The organism is Mesorhizobium sp. M9A.F.Ca.ET.002.03.1.2, assembly GCF_003952365.1.
Lineage (GTDB): Bacteria > Pseudomonadota > Alphaproteobacteria > Rhizobiales > Rhizobiaceae > Mesorhizobium.
Genome location: NZ_CP034443.1, coordinates 1,219,770 through 1,236,236, shown reverse-complemented (window position 1 = coordinate 1,236,236; position 16,467 = coordinate 1,219,770). Strand labels below are relative to the sequence as shown.

The following is a 16,467-nucleotide window of genomic DNA, read 5'->3' as shown; positions in this document are numbered from 1 at the left end:
GCAGGCAACCACCGGCGGGCAGATGTCCGCCGGCAGCGGGCGGTTTTCAATGCGCAGCAATGTCCTTCGTCATAATCTCCTGACCGCCCTGCTGCTCGGTCCAGCAACCGCGTGGCTGGTGATCTTTCTGGTCTTGCCGTTCGTCGCGATCGCCGTTTTCAGCGTCGGCGAGCGGGCACCGGAAGGCGGCTACCAAGCCGCTTTCACCCTGGCGCAATATGCCAATCTTCCGGCGCGGGCGACTGCCTTCTGGAACACGATGGTGCTGGCGCCGGCGGGCGCATTGGCCTGTCTCGTCGTCGCCTATCCGGTTGCCTATTACCTTGCCTTGCGCGCGCCGGAGCGGTGGCGGCTGATCCTGCTAGCACTCGTCGTCATCCCGTTCTGGACCAGCCTTCTGATGCGAACCTACGCCTGGATGTATGTCCTTGGCGGGCGCGGCATCCCGGCATTGCTGGCCTATGTCGGATTCGAAGATGTGCGGCTGATCAACACGCCGGGCGCGGTCTTGCTCGGCATCGTCTATGGCTATCTGCCGCTGATGATCCTGCCGATCTATGTCAGCCTCGAACGTCTCGACCGCCGGCTGCTGGAGGCCTCCGCCGATCTCGGCGCGACGCCCGTCTCGACATTCCTGGGCGTGACGCTGCGGCTGTCGCTGCCGGGTGTGATGACCGGCTTCTCGCTGGTCATGATCCTGCTGCTTGGCGAATACCTGATCCCGACGCTGCTCGGCGGCGGCAAGGTCTTCTTCATTGGCAACGCGCTGGTCGATCTGTTCCTGCAATCGCGCAACTGGCCGTTCGGATCGGCAATCGCCATCACGCTGGTTCTGGTTTCGGTGGTGGTGCTGATCGCCGCCAACCGCATTTCGACCAGGCTCTCGGGCGCCCGCCGGGTGGATCTGATCTGATGCGCGCCTTCGTCGTAGCGGTCTTTGCCTTCCTGTACCTGCCGATCGCGCTGGTGGTGCTGTTCTCCTTCAATGCGGGCCGCCACGCCAGCGAGCTCACCGGCTTCTCGGTGCAGTGGTACGGCAAGGCGCTGTCGAACCCGTTCCTGGTCGAGGCGCTGAAGAACAGCCTGTTCATCGCCACCACCAGCGCCCTGCTCGCCGCACTCTGCGGCACCGCGGCAGCGCTTGGTCTGGCGCGCGTCGGCGTGCGCACGCGAGCCGTTTTCGATGTGCTTTTCGGGGCTGCGATCGTCGTTCCGGGCGTCGTCATCGGTATCTCGACGCTGGTCGCGCTCGTCCAGTTGTTTGGCGTCGTCAATCCGTTTCTCGCTTCGCTGTGGCCGAACGACCAGCCGCCACGCCTGACGCTCGGCTACGGGTCGATCGTCGCCGCGCACGGCCTGTTTTCGATGGCGCTGGTGGCGATGATCGTCGGCACCCGCCTCGGCAGCCTCGACCGCAATCTGGTCGAGGCGTCGAGCGATCTCTATGCCACTCCCCTGACGACGTTCCGCTCGATCGTGTTGCCGCAGATCATGCCGGCGGTAATCGCCGGCTTCCTGCTCGCATTCACCTTCTCCTTCGACGATTTCATCGTCGCCTTCTTCGTCGCCGGCGCGCAGACGACATTGCCGATCTATGTCTTTGCCTCGATCCGGCGTGGAGTCACGCCGGAAATCAACGCCATCGCGACGATCGTCCTCGTCGCCTCGGTGCTGCTCGTCGTGCTTGCCCAATGGCAGCTGCGCCAACGCAAACCATCAAGCTGAAAGTCGCACGCATGATTCTGAAAGACCGCATCGCCGTGGTGACAGGCGCCGGTTCCGGCATCGGGCGCGCCGGCGCCATCATCATGGCCAGGGAAGGGGCGGTGGTGGTGATCGCCGACAGGGATCAGGCTGCCGGCGAAGCGACGGCTTTTGACATCCGTGCGGCAGGCGGCCGGGCCGAGGCGATCGCCACCGATGTCGGCGACGACGCGGCGGTCGAGCAGCTCGTTACGAGCACACTGGGCAAACATGGCCGGATCGACATCCTGCACAATCACGCCGGCGTTCAGGTCGGCGGCACGCTGACCGAAGTCGGTACCGACGGCATGGATGCCTCCTGGCGGATCAATGTGCGGGCGCAGTTCCTCGCGGCCAGGCTCGTCATGCCATCGATGATCGAACAGGGCGGCGGCGTCATCCTGAATACCGCCTCGAATTCGGGTGTGTTCTACGACCGCGAGATGATCGCCTATGCAACCTCGAAGCACGCCGTGGTGGCGATGACCCGGCAGATGTCGCTCGACTATGCCCGACACAATGTCCGCGTCAACGCGCTTTGTCCGGGCTGGGTCGACACGCCCTTCAACGAGCCGTTCATCGCCCAGATGGGCGGGCGGGACGCGATCGAACGCTACGTCCGCACCAAGATCCCCATGCAGCGCTGGGCCGCCGCGGAAGAAATAGCCGAGGCAATCCTGTTTCTCGTCTCCGACCGCTCGTCCTTCATGACCGGCCAGGCGCTGGTGATCGATGGCGGCGAAAGCATCGGCTGACGCTCCGCTTCTGCCATGCTGCGTCAGACATGCTTGCGGCCCCCGGCCTCGCGGAACCAGCTGTCGGGATAGGGATACCACCAGTCCTGGATCGCTGGCTTGTGGTCGATGATGACCATCTTCGAGCGGCGAAAGGCATCGAGCCCCTGGCGGCCGAGCTCACGGCCGAGGCCAGACGCCTTCCAGCCGCCGAAGGGCAGCGCGTCATTGTCGATCAGCGGATTGTTGACCCAGACCATGCCGGCCTCGAGCCGTTCAGCGGCCTCGTGCGCTTCGGCAAGATCGGTGGTGAAGACCGAGGCGCCGAGCCCGAACGGGCTGTCATTGGCGAGCTCTATCGCCTCGTCAAAATTTTTCACCCGGCAGATCGCGGCGACCGGCCCGAAACACTCCTCGCGCACGATCGCCATGTCTGGGGTGACGCCGGTCAGGATCGTCGGCTCGTAGAACCAGCCGATAGTATGCGCCGGCGGAATACGCCCGCCGGTGACCGCCTTGGCGCCGTTGCGCACCGCGTCGTCGACCAGCCGCATGACCTTTGCCCGCGCCGCCTCGCTGACCAGCGGCCCGATCTCGGTCTTGTCCAGCCCATTGCCGATGCGCAGCGCGCGCGTCTTTTCGGCAAACAGCTCGATAAAGCGGTCGTGAACGGCATCGACGACGAAGAACCGTTCGGCCGAGGTGCAGACCTGGCCAGTGAGGTGGAACGCTGCGGTGACGCTGCCGGCGGCTGCCACATCGAGCGGGGCATGTTTGCTGATGATCAGGGGATCGCTGCCGCCTGCTTCGATGACGCAGGGCTTCATGCGTTCGGCGCAGGCGACGGCGACGGCCTTGCCGGCAGCGACCGAGCCGGTGAAGGCGACGGCATGGGTGCGGTCGGAGGCGATCAGCGCCTGCGCCGTAGCCGCGCCGCCGGGCAGGCAGGAAACCAGGCCCTCGGGCAGCGAGCGGAACACCTTGACATAATCCAGCGTCGACAGCGTCGTCGCCTCGGCCGGCTTGATCACGCAGGCATTGCCGGCGGCGAGCGAGGCGGCGATGGTCCAGCACATCAACAGGATCGGGAAGTTGTAGGGCATGATGTGGACGGACGTGCCGTAGGGCTCGTAGCGCGCATATTGGAACGAGCCCGCCTGCGTCGTGCCGGCGATCTTGCCGGCATCGTCTCGAGCCATTTCGGCATAGTAGCGAAAGATCGGCGCGCAATTGGCGATCTCGCCGATCGCTTCCGGATAGGGCTTGCCCATCTCGCGCACCATCAGCTCGGCGCAGCGTGTGAAGTCGGCCGCCTCGATGGCGTTGGCGACGGCGTGCAGATACCTGGCCCGGCTCTTGGCGTCGAGTTTTTTCCACACCGCCTGCGCCTTGGCCGCTGCGGCGAGCACGGCGTCGATCTCTCCGTCGGCGGCGGCCGCGATGGCGCCGACGGTTTCGAGCGTCGCCGGATCGACCACCGGTTTTTCCGCGCCGGCCATCGGCCGATAATCCGGATTGATGAAGTAGGTCGGCCGGTCAGGTGAAAAGTCCATGGAAATCCTCTTAGGCCCGCTCAGCGGATCATGTAGACCTTCTTGATGGTCTCGTGGACGGTGCAGACGCCCTTCCAGTCCTGCGGGAAGAACGCCGCGGTGTCCGGTTCGATCTCGATCACCTCGCCGGATTCGTGGACATAGGTGCAGCGGCCCTCGAGGAAATGGCAGAACTCGTCGCGGGTGACGTGGCAGTGCCATTTGCCTGGCGTGCACACCCACACCCCGCATTCGGATCGGCCGTCCGGCCCCTTGTGCAGCAATTTGCCCGAGGTGCGGGATTCGCCCTCGATCATGGTGGGGATGACACCCCAATCGACCAGGTCGGTAATGGCGAGCGGGGATTTCATGATGGGTGTGGTCATGTCAGGAGCTCCGGTGGCTGGCTTCAAGCCAGCATGTAGATATTGCGAATGGTCTCGTGGACGGTGCATTCACCCGCCCAGCCGGCCGGAAACATGACAGCCGTGGCGGCGGAGACCTCGATCACCTCGCCGTCGTCTGATCTGTAGGTCGCGCGGCCGGCAACGAAATGGCACAATTCGTCCCGCGGAATCGCCAGCCGCCAGCGGCCGGGCGTGCAGACCCAGATGCCGGATTCCGGCTGGTTGTTCGGCCCCTTGTGGACGAGCCTGCCGGTGGAGTGCGAGGCGCCCTCCAGCGCATCCGGCTGCGCGCCCCAGTCGACGAGGTCAGTGCGGGTGGAGGCTTGGTGGAGGTGCGGTGCGGAGGAGGTCACAGCAGTCTCTCCAGCAGCCCCGCCGCCTTCTCCGGGCCGTTCTGCGACTGCATCTGCGCCGATGTCTTCGCCAGCTTGGCCTTGATCGCCGGATCGGTCAGGCAGGCTTCGATCCTGGCGATCAGCTCGGCGTCGCTCCAATCGTAGCGCGGCATGCCGAAACCGTGGCCGGTTTCCTCGACGCGGGTGGCATTGTCGTGGCCGTCCCAGACATAGGGCATGATGATCGCCGGCTTGCCGAAATACAGGCACTCGGTGAACGAGTTGTTGCCGCCATGGTGGATCACCGCATCGACCTGCGGGATGACCGAGGGCTGCGGGAACCAGCTCTCGACGATGACGTTGCCAGGCACATCCGTGTACTGGTCCTTGTAGCCGCCGACATTGACCAGCGCCCGATAGCGCGTCTTGCCGAGCGTCGCGATGATGCGTTTCAGCAGGTCGACGTCGCCGGCACCGAGGCTGCCGAAGGAGACGTAGAGCAGCGGCCCGTCATTGTTCTTCGCGAAGGTCGGCACGGCGTAGGGCTTCTCCTGCCGCACGCAGCCTTCCAGATATTGGAATTGTGCCGGGTCGAGCGGATGGCGGCGCTTGAATTTTGCTGCCTCGGGGTAGAGCAGCAGGTTGAGATAGGGAGATGCTTCGAAGAACTGGCCGATCGGATAAGGCGCCTCGTTGTTCGCTCTTAGGAATGCGTTGAAGTCGTCGTGGATCGGCTTGATGACCGCGTTGAAATGGTTGCGATAGCGCTGATGGCAGGCGTGGTCGTTCTCGCCGCAACCGGACAGATGCGGCGGGATGCCCTCGTCCTCGATCTCGTTTTCCGAGCAGGAGATCACGCGCACCCACGGCTTGCCATACTGCTTAATCGCCGGGAACAGGATGACGTTGTCGACGCAGATGACGTCAGGCTTGATCGCCTCGAGCACGCCAGGCAGATCCTTCTCAGCCCATTTGGCGCTGTCGACGATCGCCGTCCAGCAGTCCTTCACGTAATTGTCGACCTGGTCGTAGGGCGATTTGCGGAAGTTCGGGATGTGGCCGTTGATGAAGTCCTCCCAGAACTTGGCCATCTGCTCGGGCGGCATCGGCTCGGACAGGTTCACCGGATGGGCCTCGAAACCGTAGCCCTTGTAGACGTCGACGAAGCCGGGATCCGACAGAAATACCGCCTTGTGGCCGCGCGCCTCGACCGCCTGGGCGATGCCGACCGAATTGAGCGCCGGGCCATAGGCCGCTTCCGGGAAAAACGCGATCGTCTTCTGAGCCATGAAAGTTCTCCTTCAATCAATCCGCGAAAATTCTGACGTCGGCAGCATCCCAGCCAAGTTCGACCGCATCGCCTGAGGTGACCGGCCGCCGGTCGGCTGCGTCGGCGGTGACGCGCACCAGGAACGGCTTCGGCGACAGAGCGGTGCCGACATGCAGCTGCAGGTCGAGGCCCTGATAGGCGAGTGCCTCGACCGTGCCGGCAATGCGGTTGGCCGTTTCTGGCGACGGGAACAGCCGGATGCGTTCGGGCCGCACTGATGCGACCGCGGCCGCGCCGGGGATGAGTGTTGCGGGAACCGTGCCCGATATCCGCGCACCATTGGCAGCGAGCACCCCATCGGCGGTGGCCTTGCCGGGCACGAAATTCATCACGCCGATGAAGTCGGCGACGAAGCGGTCCGCCGGATACTCGTATACCGCATGCGGCGTGTCGCATTGCAGCAGCTTGCCGTCCCTGAGCACCGCCATACGGTCGGCCATGACAAGCGATTCCTCCTGGTCATGGGTGACGATGACGAAGGTGATGCCGACCTCGTGCTGCAGGCGCTTCAGCTCCAGCTGCATGGCGCCGCGCAATTTCTTGTCGAGCGCGCCGAGCGGCTCGTCGAGCAGCAGCAGCCGCGGCCGCTTAACCAACGCCCGGGCAAGCGCGACACGCTGCTTCTGGCCGCCCGACAATTGCTCCGGCTTGCGGTCGGCGAAGGAAACGAGCTCGGTCGTTGCCAGAATGGCATCGACGCGGGAGCGAATTTCGTTTGCCGGCAAACGTTCCATTTCGAGGCCGTAGGAAACATTGGCCCTGACGCTCATATGCGGAAACAGCGCGTAGGACTGGAACATCAGATTGACCGGCCGCTTGTTGGGCGGGGTCCTGGCGATGTCGCGACCGTCGAGCAGGATGCGGCCATCGCTGGGCGTCTCGAAGCCGGCCAGCATGCGCAGCAGCGTGGTCTTGCCGCAGCCCGAAGGGCCGAGCAAGGCGAAGAACTCGTTCTCGCGGATATCGAGCGAAATGCCGTCGACGGCCGTCACCCGGCCGAAGCTCTTCGACACCTTGTCGATCGCCAGCAACGTGCGGAGCTCGCTCATTGGCCGATGACCCCACGATTGAGCCGCTGCGACAGGGTCAGCGCGGTGATCGAGACCGCCATGACGATGGTCGCCAATGCGTTGATCTCCGGCGTGATGCCGAAGCGGATCATCGCATAGATCTGCATCGGCAGCGTGGTCGACGCGCGCCCGGCGCCGGCGGTGAAGAAGGCGATGATGAACTCGTCCACCGAAAGCGTGAAGGCAAGCAGCGCGCCGGCGACGACTGCCGGCAGGATGACCGGCAATGTCACTCGCCTGAAGGTGGTGAGCGCGGAAGCGCCGAGATCGGCGGAAGCCTCGACGATCGACCAGTCGAAGCTTTTCAGCCGCGCACGCACCACCGAGCAGACGAAGGCGAGGTTGAAGACCACATGGGCGAGGATGATGGTGTGCAGGCCCAGGGTGAAGTCGAGCAAGGAGAAGAAGCTGAGCAGCGCAATTGCCAGCACGATATCGGGAATGATCATCGGCGCAAAGATCAGCGCCTCGAGGCCTCTCCCATACTGCCGGCGCATTTCGACGCCGATCGCCAGCAGCGTGCCGAGCAGCGTGGCGATCGCGGTCGAGACCAGCGCCACGACCAGCGTGTTGAGGGCGGCGGAAAGGATCGCGGCGTTGCCGGCGAGCGAGGCATACCATTTCAACGAGAAGCCCGACCAGACGGTGGGCAGCCCGCCCTGGTTGAAGGACAGCGCCACCAGCACGGCGATCGGGATGTAGAGGAAGGCGAAGACCAGCAAAAGCACGAGCCAGAACGTGCGCTGCGTGCCTGACGAGCGCTCAGCCATCGGCGGCTCCTTTCGCTTCGGCAATACGGCCCGAGGCGCGATCGGCGGCTAGCGCCTGCGCCGTCAGCACCAGCAGCATGATGGCGATCAGCGCCATCGCCAGTGCCGCGCCGAACGGCCAGTCATTGGCGGTCAGGAACTGGTCGTAGACGAGATTGCCGATCATCTGGAAGCGGCCGCCGCCAAGCAGCGCCGGCGTGACGAAATTGCCGATCGACAGCACAAAGACGAACACTGCCCCAGCGGCGATGCCGGGCACGGTCAACGGCAGGATGACCCGGCGAAATGTCGTCATGGCGGACGCGCCGAGGTCGCGCGATGCTTCCGCGAGTTCCGGATTGAGGCGCGACAGCGGCGCGTAGCAAGCCAGGATGACGAAGGGCAGGTAGTTGTAGACCAGACCGGCAATGACCGCGCCTTCGGTGTAGAGCATCGACGGCGGCTCGCCGGTGTAGCCGAACCAGCGCAAGAGCTGGGTGATCAGGCCCTCGCGGTTGAGCAGCACGATCCAGGCATAGGTGCGGATCAGGTAGTTGGACCAGAACGGCAGCACGGCGAAAAACAGGAACACCGGCTGCCACCGGCGCGGTGCTGCCGCGATCGCATACGCGGCGGCATAGCCGATCACCACCGCAATCAGCGTTGCCGTGCCGGCGATGCGTGCAGAATTGAGGAAGATGCCGGCATAGAGCGGGTCGAACACCAGCCCGAAATTCTCCAGCGTGAAGATGTATTCGATGCCGCCATAGATGCCGCGCCGGAAGAAGGCGAGCGCCAGCACCAGCGCGCATGGCACCACCATCAGGGCGGTGAGCCACGCCAGCGCCGGCGCCATCAGCAAGGAGGGGGCCTGAAGGAACGCAAGCCTGATTCCAGATGCCAGAACTGCCGGCTACTGCGCGGCTTTGATCTCGCTGACGATCTTCGAATAGTCGCGCTGGGCGTCGCCGACGTCGCGCAATTGCTCGAACTTGACCAACTCGGCCACCGGCATGCCCATATTGGGGAACTTGGCGAGGAAATCCTCCGGCAGGCTTTCCATCGCCGGCTTGTTCGGCACCTTGTAGTCGATGTTCTGGGCCGCCCAGGCGTGGTTCTTGGCGTCCAGCATGAAATTGATGAACTGGAAGGCGGCGTCCTTGTTGGCCGAGGCCTTCATCACCACCATCGTGTCGACCCACAGGTCCGAGCCCTCCTTCGGGATGACGTATTTGATCTCAGGCTTCTCGGCGATGCCGTAGGTTGCACCAGCCGTCCCATGCCTGCACCAGCAGCGCCTCACCCGAGACCAGCTTGGAATAGAAGGTGGTGTCGTCATAGGCGAGCAAGGTCTTCTTGGCCGAGATCAGCAGGTCCTTGACCTCGGCGAGCTTGACCTGATCGGTCTCGTTGACCGAATAACCCTTGGCGAGCTGGCCGGCGGCAAGCAGCCAGCGATCGGTCGCCAGCATGGTGGTCTTGCCCTTGAGGTCGTCGGACGGGGCCAGAAGATCGTTCCAGCTTGCCGGCTCGGCCTTGACTAGGTCGGAGCGGTAGCAGAGGCCTGTGGTGCCCCAGGTGTAAGGCACGGAAAAATTGTTGCCGGCATCGTGCGGCAGCTTCGCCGCCTCGGGATAGAGATTGGCGAGGTTGGGGATCTTGGCGTGGTCGATCGTCTCGATCAGGCCAAGCTTGTTCAGCACCTCGGCGAAGGGCGAGGAGACGAAGACCACGTCATAGCCCTTGCCGCCCGAGGCGACGAGCTTGCCCATGATCTCCTCATTGGTGGCGTGAACCACGAGCTCTCCGGAAACAGCGGTCGCGGCCTTGAAGGCGTCCATGGCATCCGGCGCCATGTAGCCGTCCCAGTTGGAGATGACGAGGTCGGCGGCGGCTGCCGGCGCTGACAGCGCCAGGGCGAGGCCGAGTGCGATCGAAGATATCTTTAACGGACGGCGCAGGCAGGTTGAGGCGGTCATGACAGACTCCCATTCCGGTTGATCGTCGAATTTCATTCGTCGGACCAGCGCTTGCGACCGTGCCGCCGCTTCGATCCCGTTCCCCGGTCTTTTTATTGCCGATTGATCTGACAGTACTATTGCAGAAAAAAATACGTCAATCCATAATTTGACAAATCGCCTAAGGAATCTGGCCGATTGCGTCTGCAAGGGCGATCGGTCAAACCGTATCGGTCAAGTCCGTTCACGAGAATTGCCATGCAAGCTGCAGCCAGACGACCGCGCACCAATCATCTCGATCTTGCGCAGCGCATTCTGGATGTGGCCCGGCAGCGCGGATTCGAAGCCGGCGCCCACCTCCCCGAACAGCAGATCGCCTCGCTCTGCAACGTCTCGCGAACCCCCGTGCGGGCTGCACTGCGCCTGCTCACCGAAAAAGGCGTGGTGCGATGGGAAGCTGACTCCGGCTATCGACTGGCTGTGGACCTCTCCAACCAGGCGACCGTCGCCGCCGACCTGCCGAGCGCCGAGGAGGACGAACTCGCGGAGATGATCCTGCGGGATCGGTCGGCGCGCCGGCTGGACCAGGCCGTGACCATCGGCGCGCTGATGCGACGGTATGGCTCGGAGCGAAAGACGGTACTAAAGGCGCTAAAGAAACTGACAGATGAGAACCTTCTTGATCGCGCGCCGGGACAGTCCTGGCTGTTCAGGCGGGCGCCTGACGATCCGGAGGCACAAGGGGAAAGCTATGAGTTCCGCCTGCTTTTGGAACCCGCCGCCGTTCTGGCGCCTGGCTTCAGGCTGGATGGAACACGTGCGGCAGCATTGCGCCAGGGCATGGAGGCACTGCTGGCGCTACCCGACGCCGCATTCGATATCAGGGAGTTCCAGCGACTGGACATCGACTTTCACGGTATGATCGCCGACGGCGCCGCCAACCGGTTCGTCACCGATGCGCTGTCGGACCATCTCAGGTTGCGCCGGCTGCCGGGAACCTATGCCGGCGTCAACGTCTTCCGGCTGAAGCAGTCGCTGCGCGAGCACCTGACCATACTCGACCAGTTGGAAAGCCGGCAGTATGAGGTTGCAGCCGATCTGCTTCGCGTTCATCTGCGGCTCTCCCGCAGCCAGCGACCGCAGGCGGCCAGTCGCGGGGCCCCCGCATTGTTCGGCACCATCAGCCGGCCGGATTGACGAGGACCTTGAGGATTGCAGCGTAGAGCCAGCCCCACCATCGCGCTGTTTCCCGAAGCAAGCTTCGGCGCCGCGCTCAATTGCGTCGGCATCGCGCAGGCGCTGCGCGCAAGGGGCGCACGGCCGGTGTTCATCTGCCATGCCGGCTTTTCCGGCGTGTTCGCCGACTATGGTTTTCAGGAATACCAGCTGCCGACCGACGAGCCGCTGACCGACAGCGAACGCCAGAGCTACTGGCAGGCTTTCGTGCGCCGCCATCTGCCGCATTTCAGGTTGAGCCCGATCGACCAGCTTCAAACCTATGTCGCCCCGACCTGGGAAGCGATCGTCGACACCGCGGTCAATGCCGAGGCGCCGCTGCGCCAATTGCTGGCGCGGCTGAAGCCGGATGCCGTCGTGCTCGACAATGTCATCATGTTTCCGGCGCTGGCGGGCGCCGGTTGCCCATGGGTGCGCGTCATCTCTTGCGCCGAAACCGAGCTTCCCGACGCCAATGTACCACCCTATCTGTCCGGTCTCGCCGCCAACGACCCGAGCCGCGCGGCCTTCGAGGCGCGCTACCTGGCAGCCGTTGCGCCGGCGCACGACCGGTTTAACCGGCTTCGGGCGGATGCCGGTCTTGCGCCCTTGCCGAAGGGGCTATTCCTGGAGGCCTCGCCTGACCTCAATCTGCTGCTGACCCCGACGATCGTGCGCCGCGAGCGCGCAGAGCCGCTCGACCCGGCCCGCTTCGTCTATCTCGAAGGCTGTGTCCGTTCGGAAGGGCCGTTCGACGTACCGGTCTTTCCGCGCAATGACGGGCCGCTGGTCTATCTCAGCTTCGGCAGCCTCGGCGCCATGGATGTCGGCCTGATCGAGCGCATGCTCGCCGTGTTCGACAGGCTGCCGGCCCGCTTCATCGTCAATGCCGGCGGTCTGCGCGACAGCTACCGCGCGGTTCCTGACAATGTCTATCTCGACGCCTGGTTTCCGCAGCCGTCGGTTGTTGCGAAATCCGATCTCTTCATTCATCACGGAGGCAACAACAGCTTTTGCGAAGCGCTGCGTTTTGGCGTGCCGTCGCTGATCATGCCCTATTGCTGGGACGGGCACGACAATGCTCGACGCGCCGAAGAAACCGGAGTCGGCCGCCACATCAGCCGCGACTGCTGGAGCGATGATGAACTGAAACAGGCCATCCTTGGCCTAATGGCCGACGGCGAGATGCGCTTTCGCCTCAAGGAGAATGCGGCCACCATGGCACGGGCGCCGGGAACGGACGCCGCCGCCGAAGCCATTCTCGCCCTCGTAAGGACGTGACCTGATGCTCAACACCGCAACAACGGATGCACCGCAAATGACCCCAACGGACGATCCGAAGCAATGGCTGGAGCAGCAGGGGATCAGGGAAGTTGAGTGCCTGGTGCCGGACGTGAATGGCGTGTTGCGCGGCAAGACCTTGCCGACGGCGAAGTTCCTGAAGTCGCTCGAGGATCGCGCGCTTTATCTGCCGAGCAGCGCCTTCCTGGTCTGCATCGACGGCCGCTATTCCGGTTCCAACGACGAGGGGTTCGGCTACCAGGACCCCGACATGCGGATGGTGCCGGACGTTGCGACGCTCTGCCTGGCGCCGGGTGCCGGAGCGGGCAAAGCCTATATCTTCGCCGATGCGTTTCATATGGACGATAGGCCGTGGATGGCCTCGCCACGTCATGTCCTGCGGGCCGTGCTCGATCTCTATCGCCAGCGCGGCTGGCGGGCAGTGGTGGCGCCGGAGCTCGAATTCTACCTGACCGCGCCCAATCCCGATCCCGATCGGCCGTTGACCGCGCCGGTCGGGCGCAACGGCCGCTCCGAAACCGTGCAGCATCCCTATGACATGGCGGCGCTGGAGGAATTCGAGCCGGTGATCCGGCGCCTCTACGATTACGCAGCCACGGCCGGGCTGCCGCTCGACACGCTGATCCATGAGTCGGGCACGGCACAGCTCGAAATCAATTTCCTGCATGGCGACGCGCTGCCGCTGGCCGACAAGGTTTCGCTGTTCAAGCGGATGACGCGCCAGGCCGCGCAGGAAGGCGGCATGCACGCGACCTTCATGGCCAAGCCGATCGCCGCACAAGCCGGCAGCTCCATGCATCTCCACATGTCGGTCGTCGACGAGGCGGGGAACACGCTGTTTGCCGGGCGCGACGATGCCGACACCGAGATGTTCGGGCATTTCATCGGCGGGCTGCAGAAATACATTCCCGAAATCATGCCGCTGTTTGCGCCGAACGTGAACTCGTTCCGCCGCATCCGGCCGAACCATAGCGCGCCGGCCAACATCGAGTGGTCGCGCGACAACCGCTCCTGCGGCCTGCGCGTGCCGGCCGGCGGGCGGGCCGCGCGGCGGGTGGAAAACCGGCTGCCCGGCGCCGACGCCAATCCCTATCTGGCGATGGCCGGCTCGCTGCTCTGCGGCTATCTCGGCGTCGAGGAAAAGCTCTCGCGTTCGCCCGAGGCGACCGGCAATGCCTATCGCAGCAAGAGCACGCTGCCGAAAACCATGGAGGAGGCGCTCGATCGTTTCGCCGCTTGCAGCCCGGTTCGGGCGCTGCTCGGCGAGGATTTCTTCCAGACCTATCTGCGTGTCAAGAGCGTCGAGCTCGACCTGTTCCAAAGCGTCGTCACGTCCTGGGAACGCGACCATCTGCTGCTCAAGGTATGATCATGGGTTTCAATTCTGGGGGCTTCAATTCCGGCCTGGATATCGGCAAATCCTATTATGTCGCGACCGCCAACCCGGCTCCGGGCCATCCGGCGCTGCAGGGCGATATCGATGCCGATCTGGTGGTGGTCGGCGGCGGCTGCACCGGTCTGTCCGCGGCTCTTCACGCGGCCGAGCGCGGCTTGAAGGTGGTGCTGCTCGAAGGCGGCAAGATCGGCTGGGGCGCGTCAGGGCGCAATGGCGGCCAAATCATCCCCGGCCTGCGCAAGGGCGCCAAGGGTCTGGTCAAGCTCTATGGGCCGGAACGGGCAAAGGCGCTTTTCGATCTCGCCTTCGAGGCGCGCGGACTGGTTCTCGACCTGATCGAGCGCCACGCCATCGATTGCGATCTCCGGCTGACCGGCCATCTGGCCGGTGCGGTCAACAGCTCCGACCTGCGCGACCTCGAGGAAGAGGCCGAGTGTCTTGCCAGCGTGATGCACTTTCATGATGTCGAGATGCTGTCATCGGCGCAGGCGCGCGCAATGGTGAACACGCCCTATCATGGCGCGATGTACGAGAAGCTCGGCGGCCACATGCATCCGCTGAACTACACGTTGGGCCTCGCCCGCGCGGCGGCAGCGGCGGGCGTCACCATCCACGAAAATTCGGTGGCGCTACGGCTGGAGCGCGAGCCTTCCCTCCGGGTTTCGACGGCCAAGGGCTCGGTCCGGGCCAAGCATGTCGTGCTGGCCGGCGACGCGCTGCTTCAGGGGCTCGAGCCGCGCGTCAACAGCCGTATCATGCCGGTCGGCAACTACATCATCGCCACCGAGCCGCTGGGCGACAAGAGCGACGTCATCCCGAGCAATGTGGCCGTCTCCGACACGCGGTTCGTGGTCAACTATTTCAGGATGTCGGCGGATGGGCGCCTGCTGTTCGGCGGCGGCGAGCGCTACACGCCGTCGCCGCCCGCCGACATTGCCGGTTTCGTGCGGCCGCACATGGAAAAGACCTTTCCGCAACTCAGCGGCCGCCGCATCGATCATGCCTGGGGCGGGCTCGTCTCGGTGACGACATCGCGCCTGCCGCATGTCGGGCACTATGGCGAGGTGTATTTCGCGCATGGCTACTCCGGCAAGGGCGTCATCCTGTCGACGCTGTCGGGAAAGCTGCTCGCCGAGGCGATCACCGGCGATGCTTCGCGGTTGGATCTGTTTTCGACGCTCAGCCCGCTGCCGTTTCCCGGCGGCACGGCGCTGCGCGGCCCGCTTTATGTGCTCGGCATGCTCTGGTACGCCATGCGCGACCGCATCAAGCATTGAGCGCAAGCGAGCGGGCCGCACCAGGGAAACGCAAAAGAGAAAGCTGCATAGATGGCCGAGGCCTATATCTGCGACTACATTCGCACGCCGATTGGACGCTTCGGCGGGCAGTTGGCGTCGGTGCGCGCCGACGATCTTGGTGCGATACCTCTAAGGGCTTTGATCGAACGCAATCCCGGCATCGACTGGGCCGCGATCGACGACGTCGTCTATGGCTGCGCCAACCAGGCAGGCGAGGACAACCGCAATGTGGCGCGCATGGCGCTGCTGCTGGCCGGCCTGCCCAAAGAGGTTTCCGGCTCGACCGTCAACCGCCTGTGCGGTTCCGGCATGGACGCCGTCATCATCGCCGCGCGCGCGATCAAGACTGGCGAAGCGGAGCTGATGATATCAGGCGGCGTCGAATCCATGAGCCGCGCCCCTTTCGTCATGCCCAAGGCGGAAGCCGCCTTTTCGCGCAATGCCGAAATCCACGACACCACCATCGGCTGGCGCTTCGTCAACCCGCTGATGAAGACGCAGTACGGCATTGATTCGATGCCGGAGACCGGAGAGAACGTCGCCGAGGATTTTTCGGTCTCACGTGCCGACCAGGATGCATTTGCCGTGCGCAGCCAGGACAAGGCGGTCGCCGCGCAAGCCAATGGCCGGCTGGCTAAGGAAATTACCCCGGTGATGATCGCGCAGCGCAAGGGCGATCCGGTGGTTGTCAGCAAGGATGAGCATCCGCGCGCCGGCACGACGGTCGAGGCGCTCGCGAAATTGCCGACGCCGTTCCGGCAAGGCGGCACGGTCACCGCCGGCAACGCGTCGGGCGTCAATGACGGTGCGGCGGCGCTGATCGTCGCCTCGGAAGCCGCCGTGAAGAAATACGGCCTGACGCCGATCGCCCGCATTCTCGGCGGTGCGGCCGCCGGCGTGGCGCCGCGCATCATGGGCATCGGCCCGGTGCCGGCGACGCAGAAGCTGTGTGCCCGGCTTGGTCTGAAGCCGGCGGACTTCGACGTCATCGAGCTCAACGAAGCCTTTGCCTCCCAGGGCATTGCCGTGCTTCGTCAACTCGGCATTGCCGAGGACGCGGAGCATGTCAACCCGAATGGCGGCGCCATTGCGCTCGGCCACCCGCTCGGCATGTCGGGCGCGCGCATATCCGGCACTGCGGCGCTGGAACTTCGCGAACGCGGCGGCCGCTATGCGCTCGCCACCATGTGCATCGGCGTCGGCCAGGGCATCGCGGTGGCGCTGGAAAGGCAATAGACAGATTTGGGGTGAGTGCCGGATTCAAGCCGCAGTACTTGAACCGGGCAGGCTTTGCTAAGCTTCTGGCTGCACTCTCGTCACTAAATTTGACCATGTGGACAAAAGTCAGGCGCCGTTCCATAGTTCTCCTCGCTGACATTTCTTCAAGAACAAAGCCGG

17 protein-coding genes are annotated in these 16,467 nt (G+C 64.3%); 8 read left to right on the top strand and 9 right to left on the bottom strand.

The genetic code is table 11. The features are described 5' to 3' along the window. Nucleotides 1-49: 49 nt before the first annotated feature. The 3 genes from EJ066_RS06170 to EJ066_RS06160 are packed head-to-tail and all read left to right on the top strand — an operon-like array spanning nt 50 to nt 2,498. Nucleotides 50-913, top strand: a complete 864-nt coding sequence (locus tag EJ066_RS06170) for an ABC transporter permease (protein WP_126035857.1) — start codon at nt 50-52, stop codon at nt 911-913. After that, complete coding sequence (locus EJ066_RS06165) at nt 913-1,725, top strand: ABC transporter permease (protein ID WP_126035855.1); 813 nt, start codon at nt 913-915, stop codon at nt 1,723-1,725. The genes EJ066_RS06170 and EJ066_RS06165 overlap by 1 nt, the downstream gene beginning before the upstream one ends. Before the next feature lie 11 nt (nt 1,726-1,736). Continuing rightward, nucleotides 1,737-2,498 (top strand): glucose 1-dehydrogenase, encoded by a 762-nt coding sequence (locus tag EJ066_RS06160; protein WP_126035853.1) that lies wholly within the window; start codon nt 1,737-1,739, stop codon nt 2,496-2,498. A 23-nt stretch (nt 2,499-2,521) separates the two neighbouring features. On the opposite strand, the gene EJ066_RS06155 is transcribed toward EJ066_RS06160, so the two are convergent. From EJ066_RS06155 to EJ066_RS32335, 9 genes are read right to left on the bottom strand one after another with little or no spacing between them, the layout of a single operon-like run. Then, nucleotides 2,522-4,030: an aldehyde dehydrogenase family protein gene (locus EJ066_RS06155; protein WP_126035851.1), complete on the bottom strand. Its 1,509-nt coding sequence runs from the start codon at nt 4,028-4,030 to the stop codon at nt 2,522-2,524. A gap of 20 nt (nt 4,031-4,050) precedes the next feature. Then, a complete protein-coding gene (locus tag EJ066_RS06150) occupies nt 4,051-4,395 on the bottom strand; it encodes a cupin domain-containing protein (RefSeq protein WP_126035849.1) in 345 nt (114 codons plus the stop codon). 23 nt (nt 4,396-4,418) lie between these two features. Then, entirely contained in the window at nt 4,419-4,769 is a 351-nt protein-coding gene (locus tag EJ066_RS06145) for a cupin domain-containing protein (RefSeq protein WP_126035847.1), read from the bottom strand. Beyond that, complete coding sequence (locus EJ066_RS06140; RefSeq protein ID WP_126035845.1) at nt 4,766-6,040, bottom strand: glycosyltransferase; 1,275 nt, start codon at nt 6,038-6,040, stop codon at nt 4,766-4,768. Before EJ066_RS06140 ends, EJ066_RS06145 begins: the two co-directional genes overlap by 4 nt. 16 nt (nt 6,041-6,056) lie before the next feature. Continuing rightward, entirely contained in the window at nt 6,057-7,130 is a 1,074-nt protein-coding gene (locus EJ066_RS06135) for an ABC transporter ATP-binding protein (RefSeq protein WP_126035842.1), read from the bottom strand. Then, nucleotides 7,127-7,921: an ABC transporter permease gene (locus EJ066_RS06130; RefSeq protein WP_126035840.1), complete on the bottom strand. Its 795-nt coding sequence runs from the start codon at nt 7,919-7,921 to the stop codon at nt 7,127-7,129. The genes EJ066_RS06135 and EJ066_RS06130 overlap by 4 nt, the downstream gene beginning before the upstream one ends. Then, a complete protein-coding gene (locus EJ066_RS06125; protein ID WP_126043765.1) occupies nt 7,914-8,756 on the bottom strand; it encodes an ABC transporter permease in 843 nt (280 codons plus the stop codon). The genes EJ066_RS06130 and EJ066_RS06125 overlap by 8 nt, the downstream gene beginning before the upstream one ends. A 57-nt stretch (nt 8,757-8,813) precedes the next feature. Then, nucleotides 8,814-9,239, bottom strand: a complete 426-nt coding sequence (locus tag EJ066_RS32340) for an extracellular solute-binding protein (RefSeq protein WP_281035454.1) — start codon at nt 9,237-9,239, stop codon at nt 8,814-8,816. Further along, on the bottom strand, nt 9,139-9,879 hold the full coding sequence (locus tag EJ066_RS32335) for a spermidine/putrescine ABC transporter substrate-binding protein (RefSeq protein ID WP_281035453.1): 741 nt from the start codon (nt 9,877-9,879) through the stop codon (nt 9,139-9,141). Before EJ066_RS32335 ends, EJ066_RS32340 begins: the two co-directional genes overlap by 101 nt. 237 nt (nt 9,880-10,116) lie before the next feature. Here EJ066_RS32335 and EJ066_RS06115 point away from each other — a divergent pair, with 237 nt between their 5' ends. The 5 genes from EJ066_RS06115 to pcaF are packed head-to-tail and all read left to right on the top strand — an operon-like array spanning nt 10,117 to nt 16,305. Next, nucleotides 10,117-11,055, top strand: coding sequence for a GntR family transcriptional regulator (locus EJ066_RS06115; protein WP_126035838.1), 939 nt, complete (start codon nt 10,117-10,119; stop codon nt 11,053-11,055). Nucleotides 11,056-11,070: 15 nt separating this feature from the next. Next, entirely contained in the window at nt 11,071-12,354 is a 1,284-nt protein-coding gene (locus EJ066_RS06110) for a glycosyltransferase (protein ID WP_126035837.1), read from the top strand. 37 nt (nt 12,355-12,391) lie between these two features. Continuing rightward, entirely contained in the window at nt 12,392-13,744 is a 1,353-nt protein-coding gene (locus EJ066_RS06105; RefSeq protein WP_126035835.1) for a glutamine synthetase family protein, read from the top strand. Between the two features lie 2 nt (nt 13,745-13,746). Then, entirely contained in the window at nt 13,747-15,048 is a 1,302-nt protein-coding gene (locus EJ066_RS06100; RefSeq protein ID WP_126035834.1) for an FAD-binding oxidoreductase, read from the top strand. A gap of 51 nt (nt 15,049-15,099) precedes the next feature. Beyond that, a complete protein-coding gene (gene pcaF, locus EJ066_RS06095; RefSeq protein ID WP_126035832.1) occupies nt 15,100-16,305 on the top strand; it encodes a 3-oxoadipyl-CoA thiolase in 1,206 nt (401 codons plus the stop codon). The last annotated feature ends 162 nt before the right edge of the window (nt 16,306-16,467 follow it).

Bases quoted from the DNA above. Each gene is read 5' to 3' on its own strand.
- EJ066_RS06155 (WP_126035851.1), bottom strand. From the start codon at position 4,030: ATGGACTTTTCACCTGACCGGCCGACCTACTTCATCAATCCGGATTAT.
- EJ066_RS06135 (WP_126035842.1), bottom strand. From the start codon at position 7,130: ATGAGCGAGCTCCGCACGTTGCTGGCGATCGACAAGGTGTCGAAGAGC.
- EJ066_RS06115 (WP_126035838.1), top strand. From the start codon at position 10,117: ATGCAAGCTGCAGCCAGACGACCGCGCACCAATCATCTCGATCTTGCG.
- EJ066_RS06165 (WP_126035855.1), top strand. From the start codon at position 913: ATGCGCGCCTTCGTCGTAGCGGTCTTTGCCTTCCTGTACCTGCCGATC.
- EJ066_RS06105 (WP_126035835.1), top strand. From the start codon at position 12,392: ATGACCCCAACGGACGATCCGAAGCAATGGCTGGAGCAGCAGGGGATC.
- EJ066_RS06125 (WP_126043765.1), bottom strand. From the start codon at position 8,756: ATGGCGCCGGCGCTGGCGTGGCTCACCGCCCTGATGGTGGTGCCATGC.
- EJ066_RS32335 (WP_281035453.1), bottom strand. From the start codon at position 9,879: ATGACCGCCTCAACCTGCCTGCGCCGTCCGTTAAAGATATCTTCGATC.
- EJ066_RS06150 (WP_126035849.1), bottom strand. From the start codon at position 4,395: ATGACCACACCCATCATGAAATCCCCGCTCGCCATTACCGACCTGGTC.
- EJ066_RS32340 (WP_281035454.1), bottom strand. From the start codon at position 9,239: ATGACGACACCACCTTCTATTCCAAGCTGGTCTCGGGTGAGGCGCTGC.
- EJ066_RS06140 (WP_126035845.1), bottom strand. From the start codon at position 6,040: ATGGCTCAGAAGACGATCGCGTTTTTCCCGGAAGCGGCCTATGGCCCG.
- pcaF (WP_126035832.1), top strand. From the start codon at position 15,100: ATGGCCGAGGCCTATATCTGCGACTACATTCGCACGCCGATTGGACGC.
- EJ066_RS06130 (WP_126035840.1), bottom strand. From the start codon at position 7,921: ATGGCTGAGCGCTCGTCAGGCACGCAGCGCACGTTCTGGCTCGTGCTT.
- EJ066_RS06160 (WP_126035853.1), top strand. From the start codon at position 1,737: ATGATTCTGAAAGACCGCATCGCCGTGGTGACAGGCGCCGGTTCCGGC.
- EJ066_RS06100 (WP_126035834.1), top strand. From the start codon at position 13,747: ATGGGTTTCAATTCTGGGGGCTTCAATTCCGGCCTGGATATCGGCAAA.
- EJ066_RS06170 (WP_126035857.1), top strand. From the start codon at position 50: ATGCGCAGCAATGTCCTTCGTCATAATCTCCTGACCGCCCTGCTGCTC.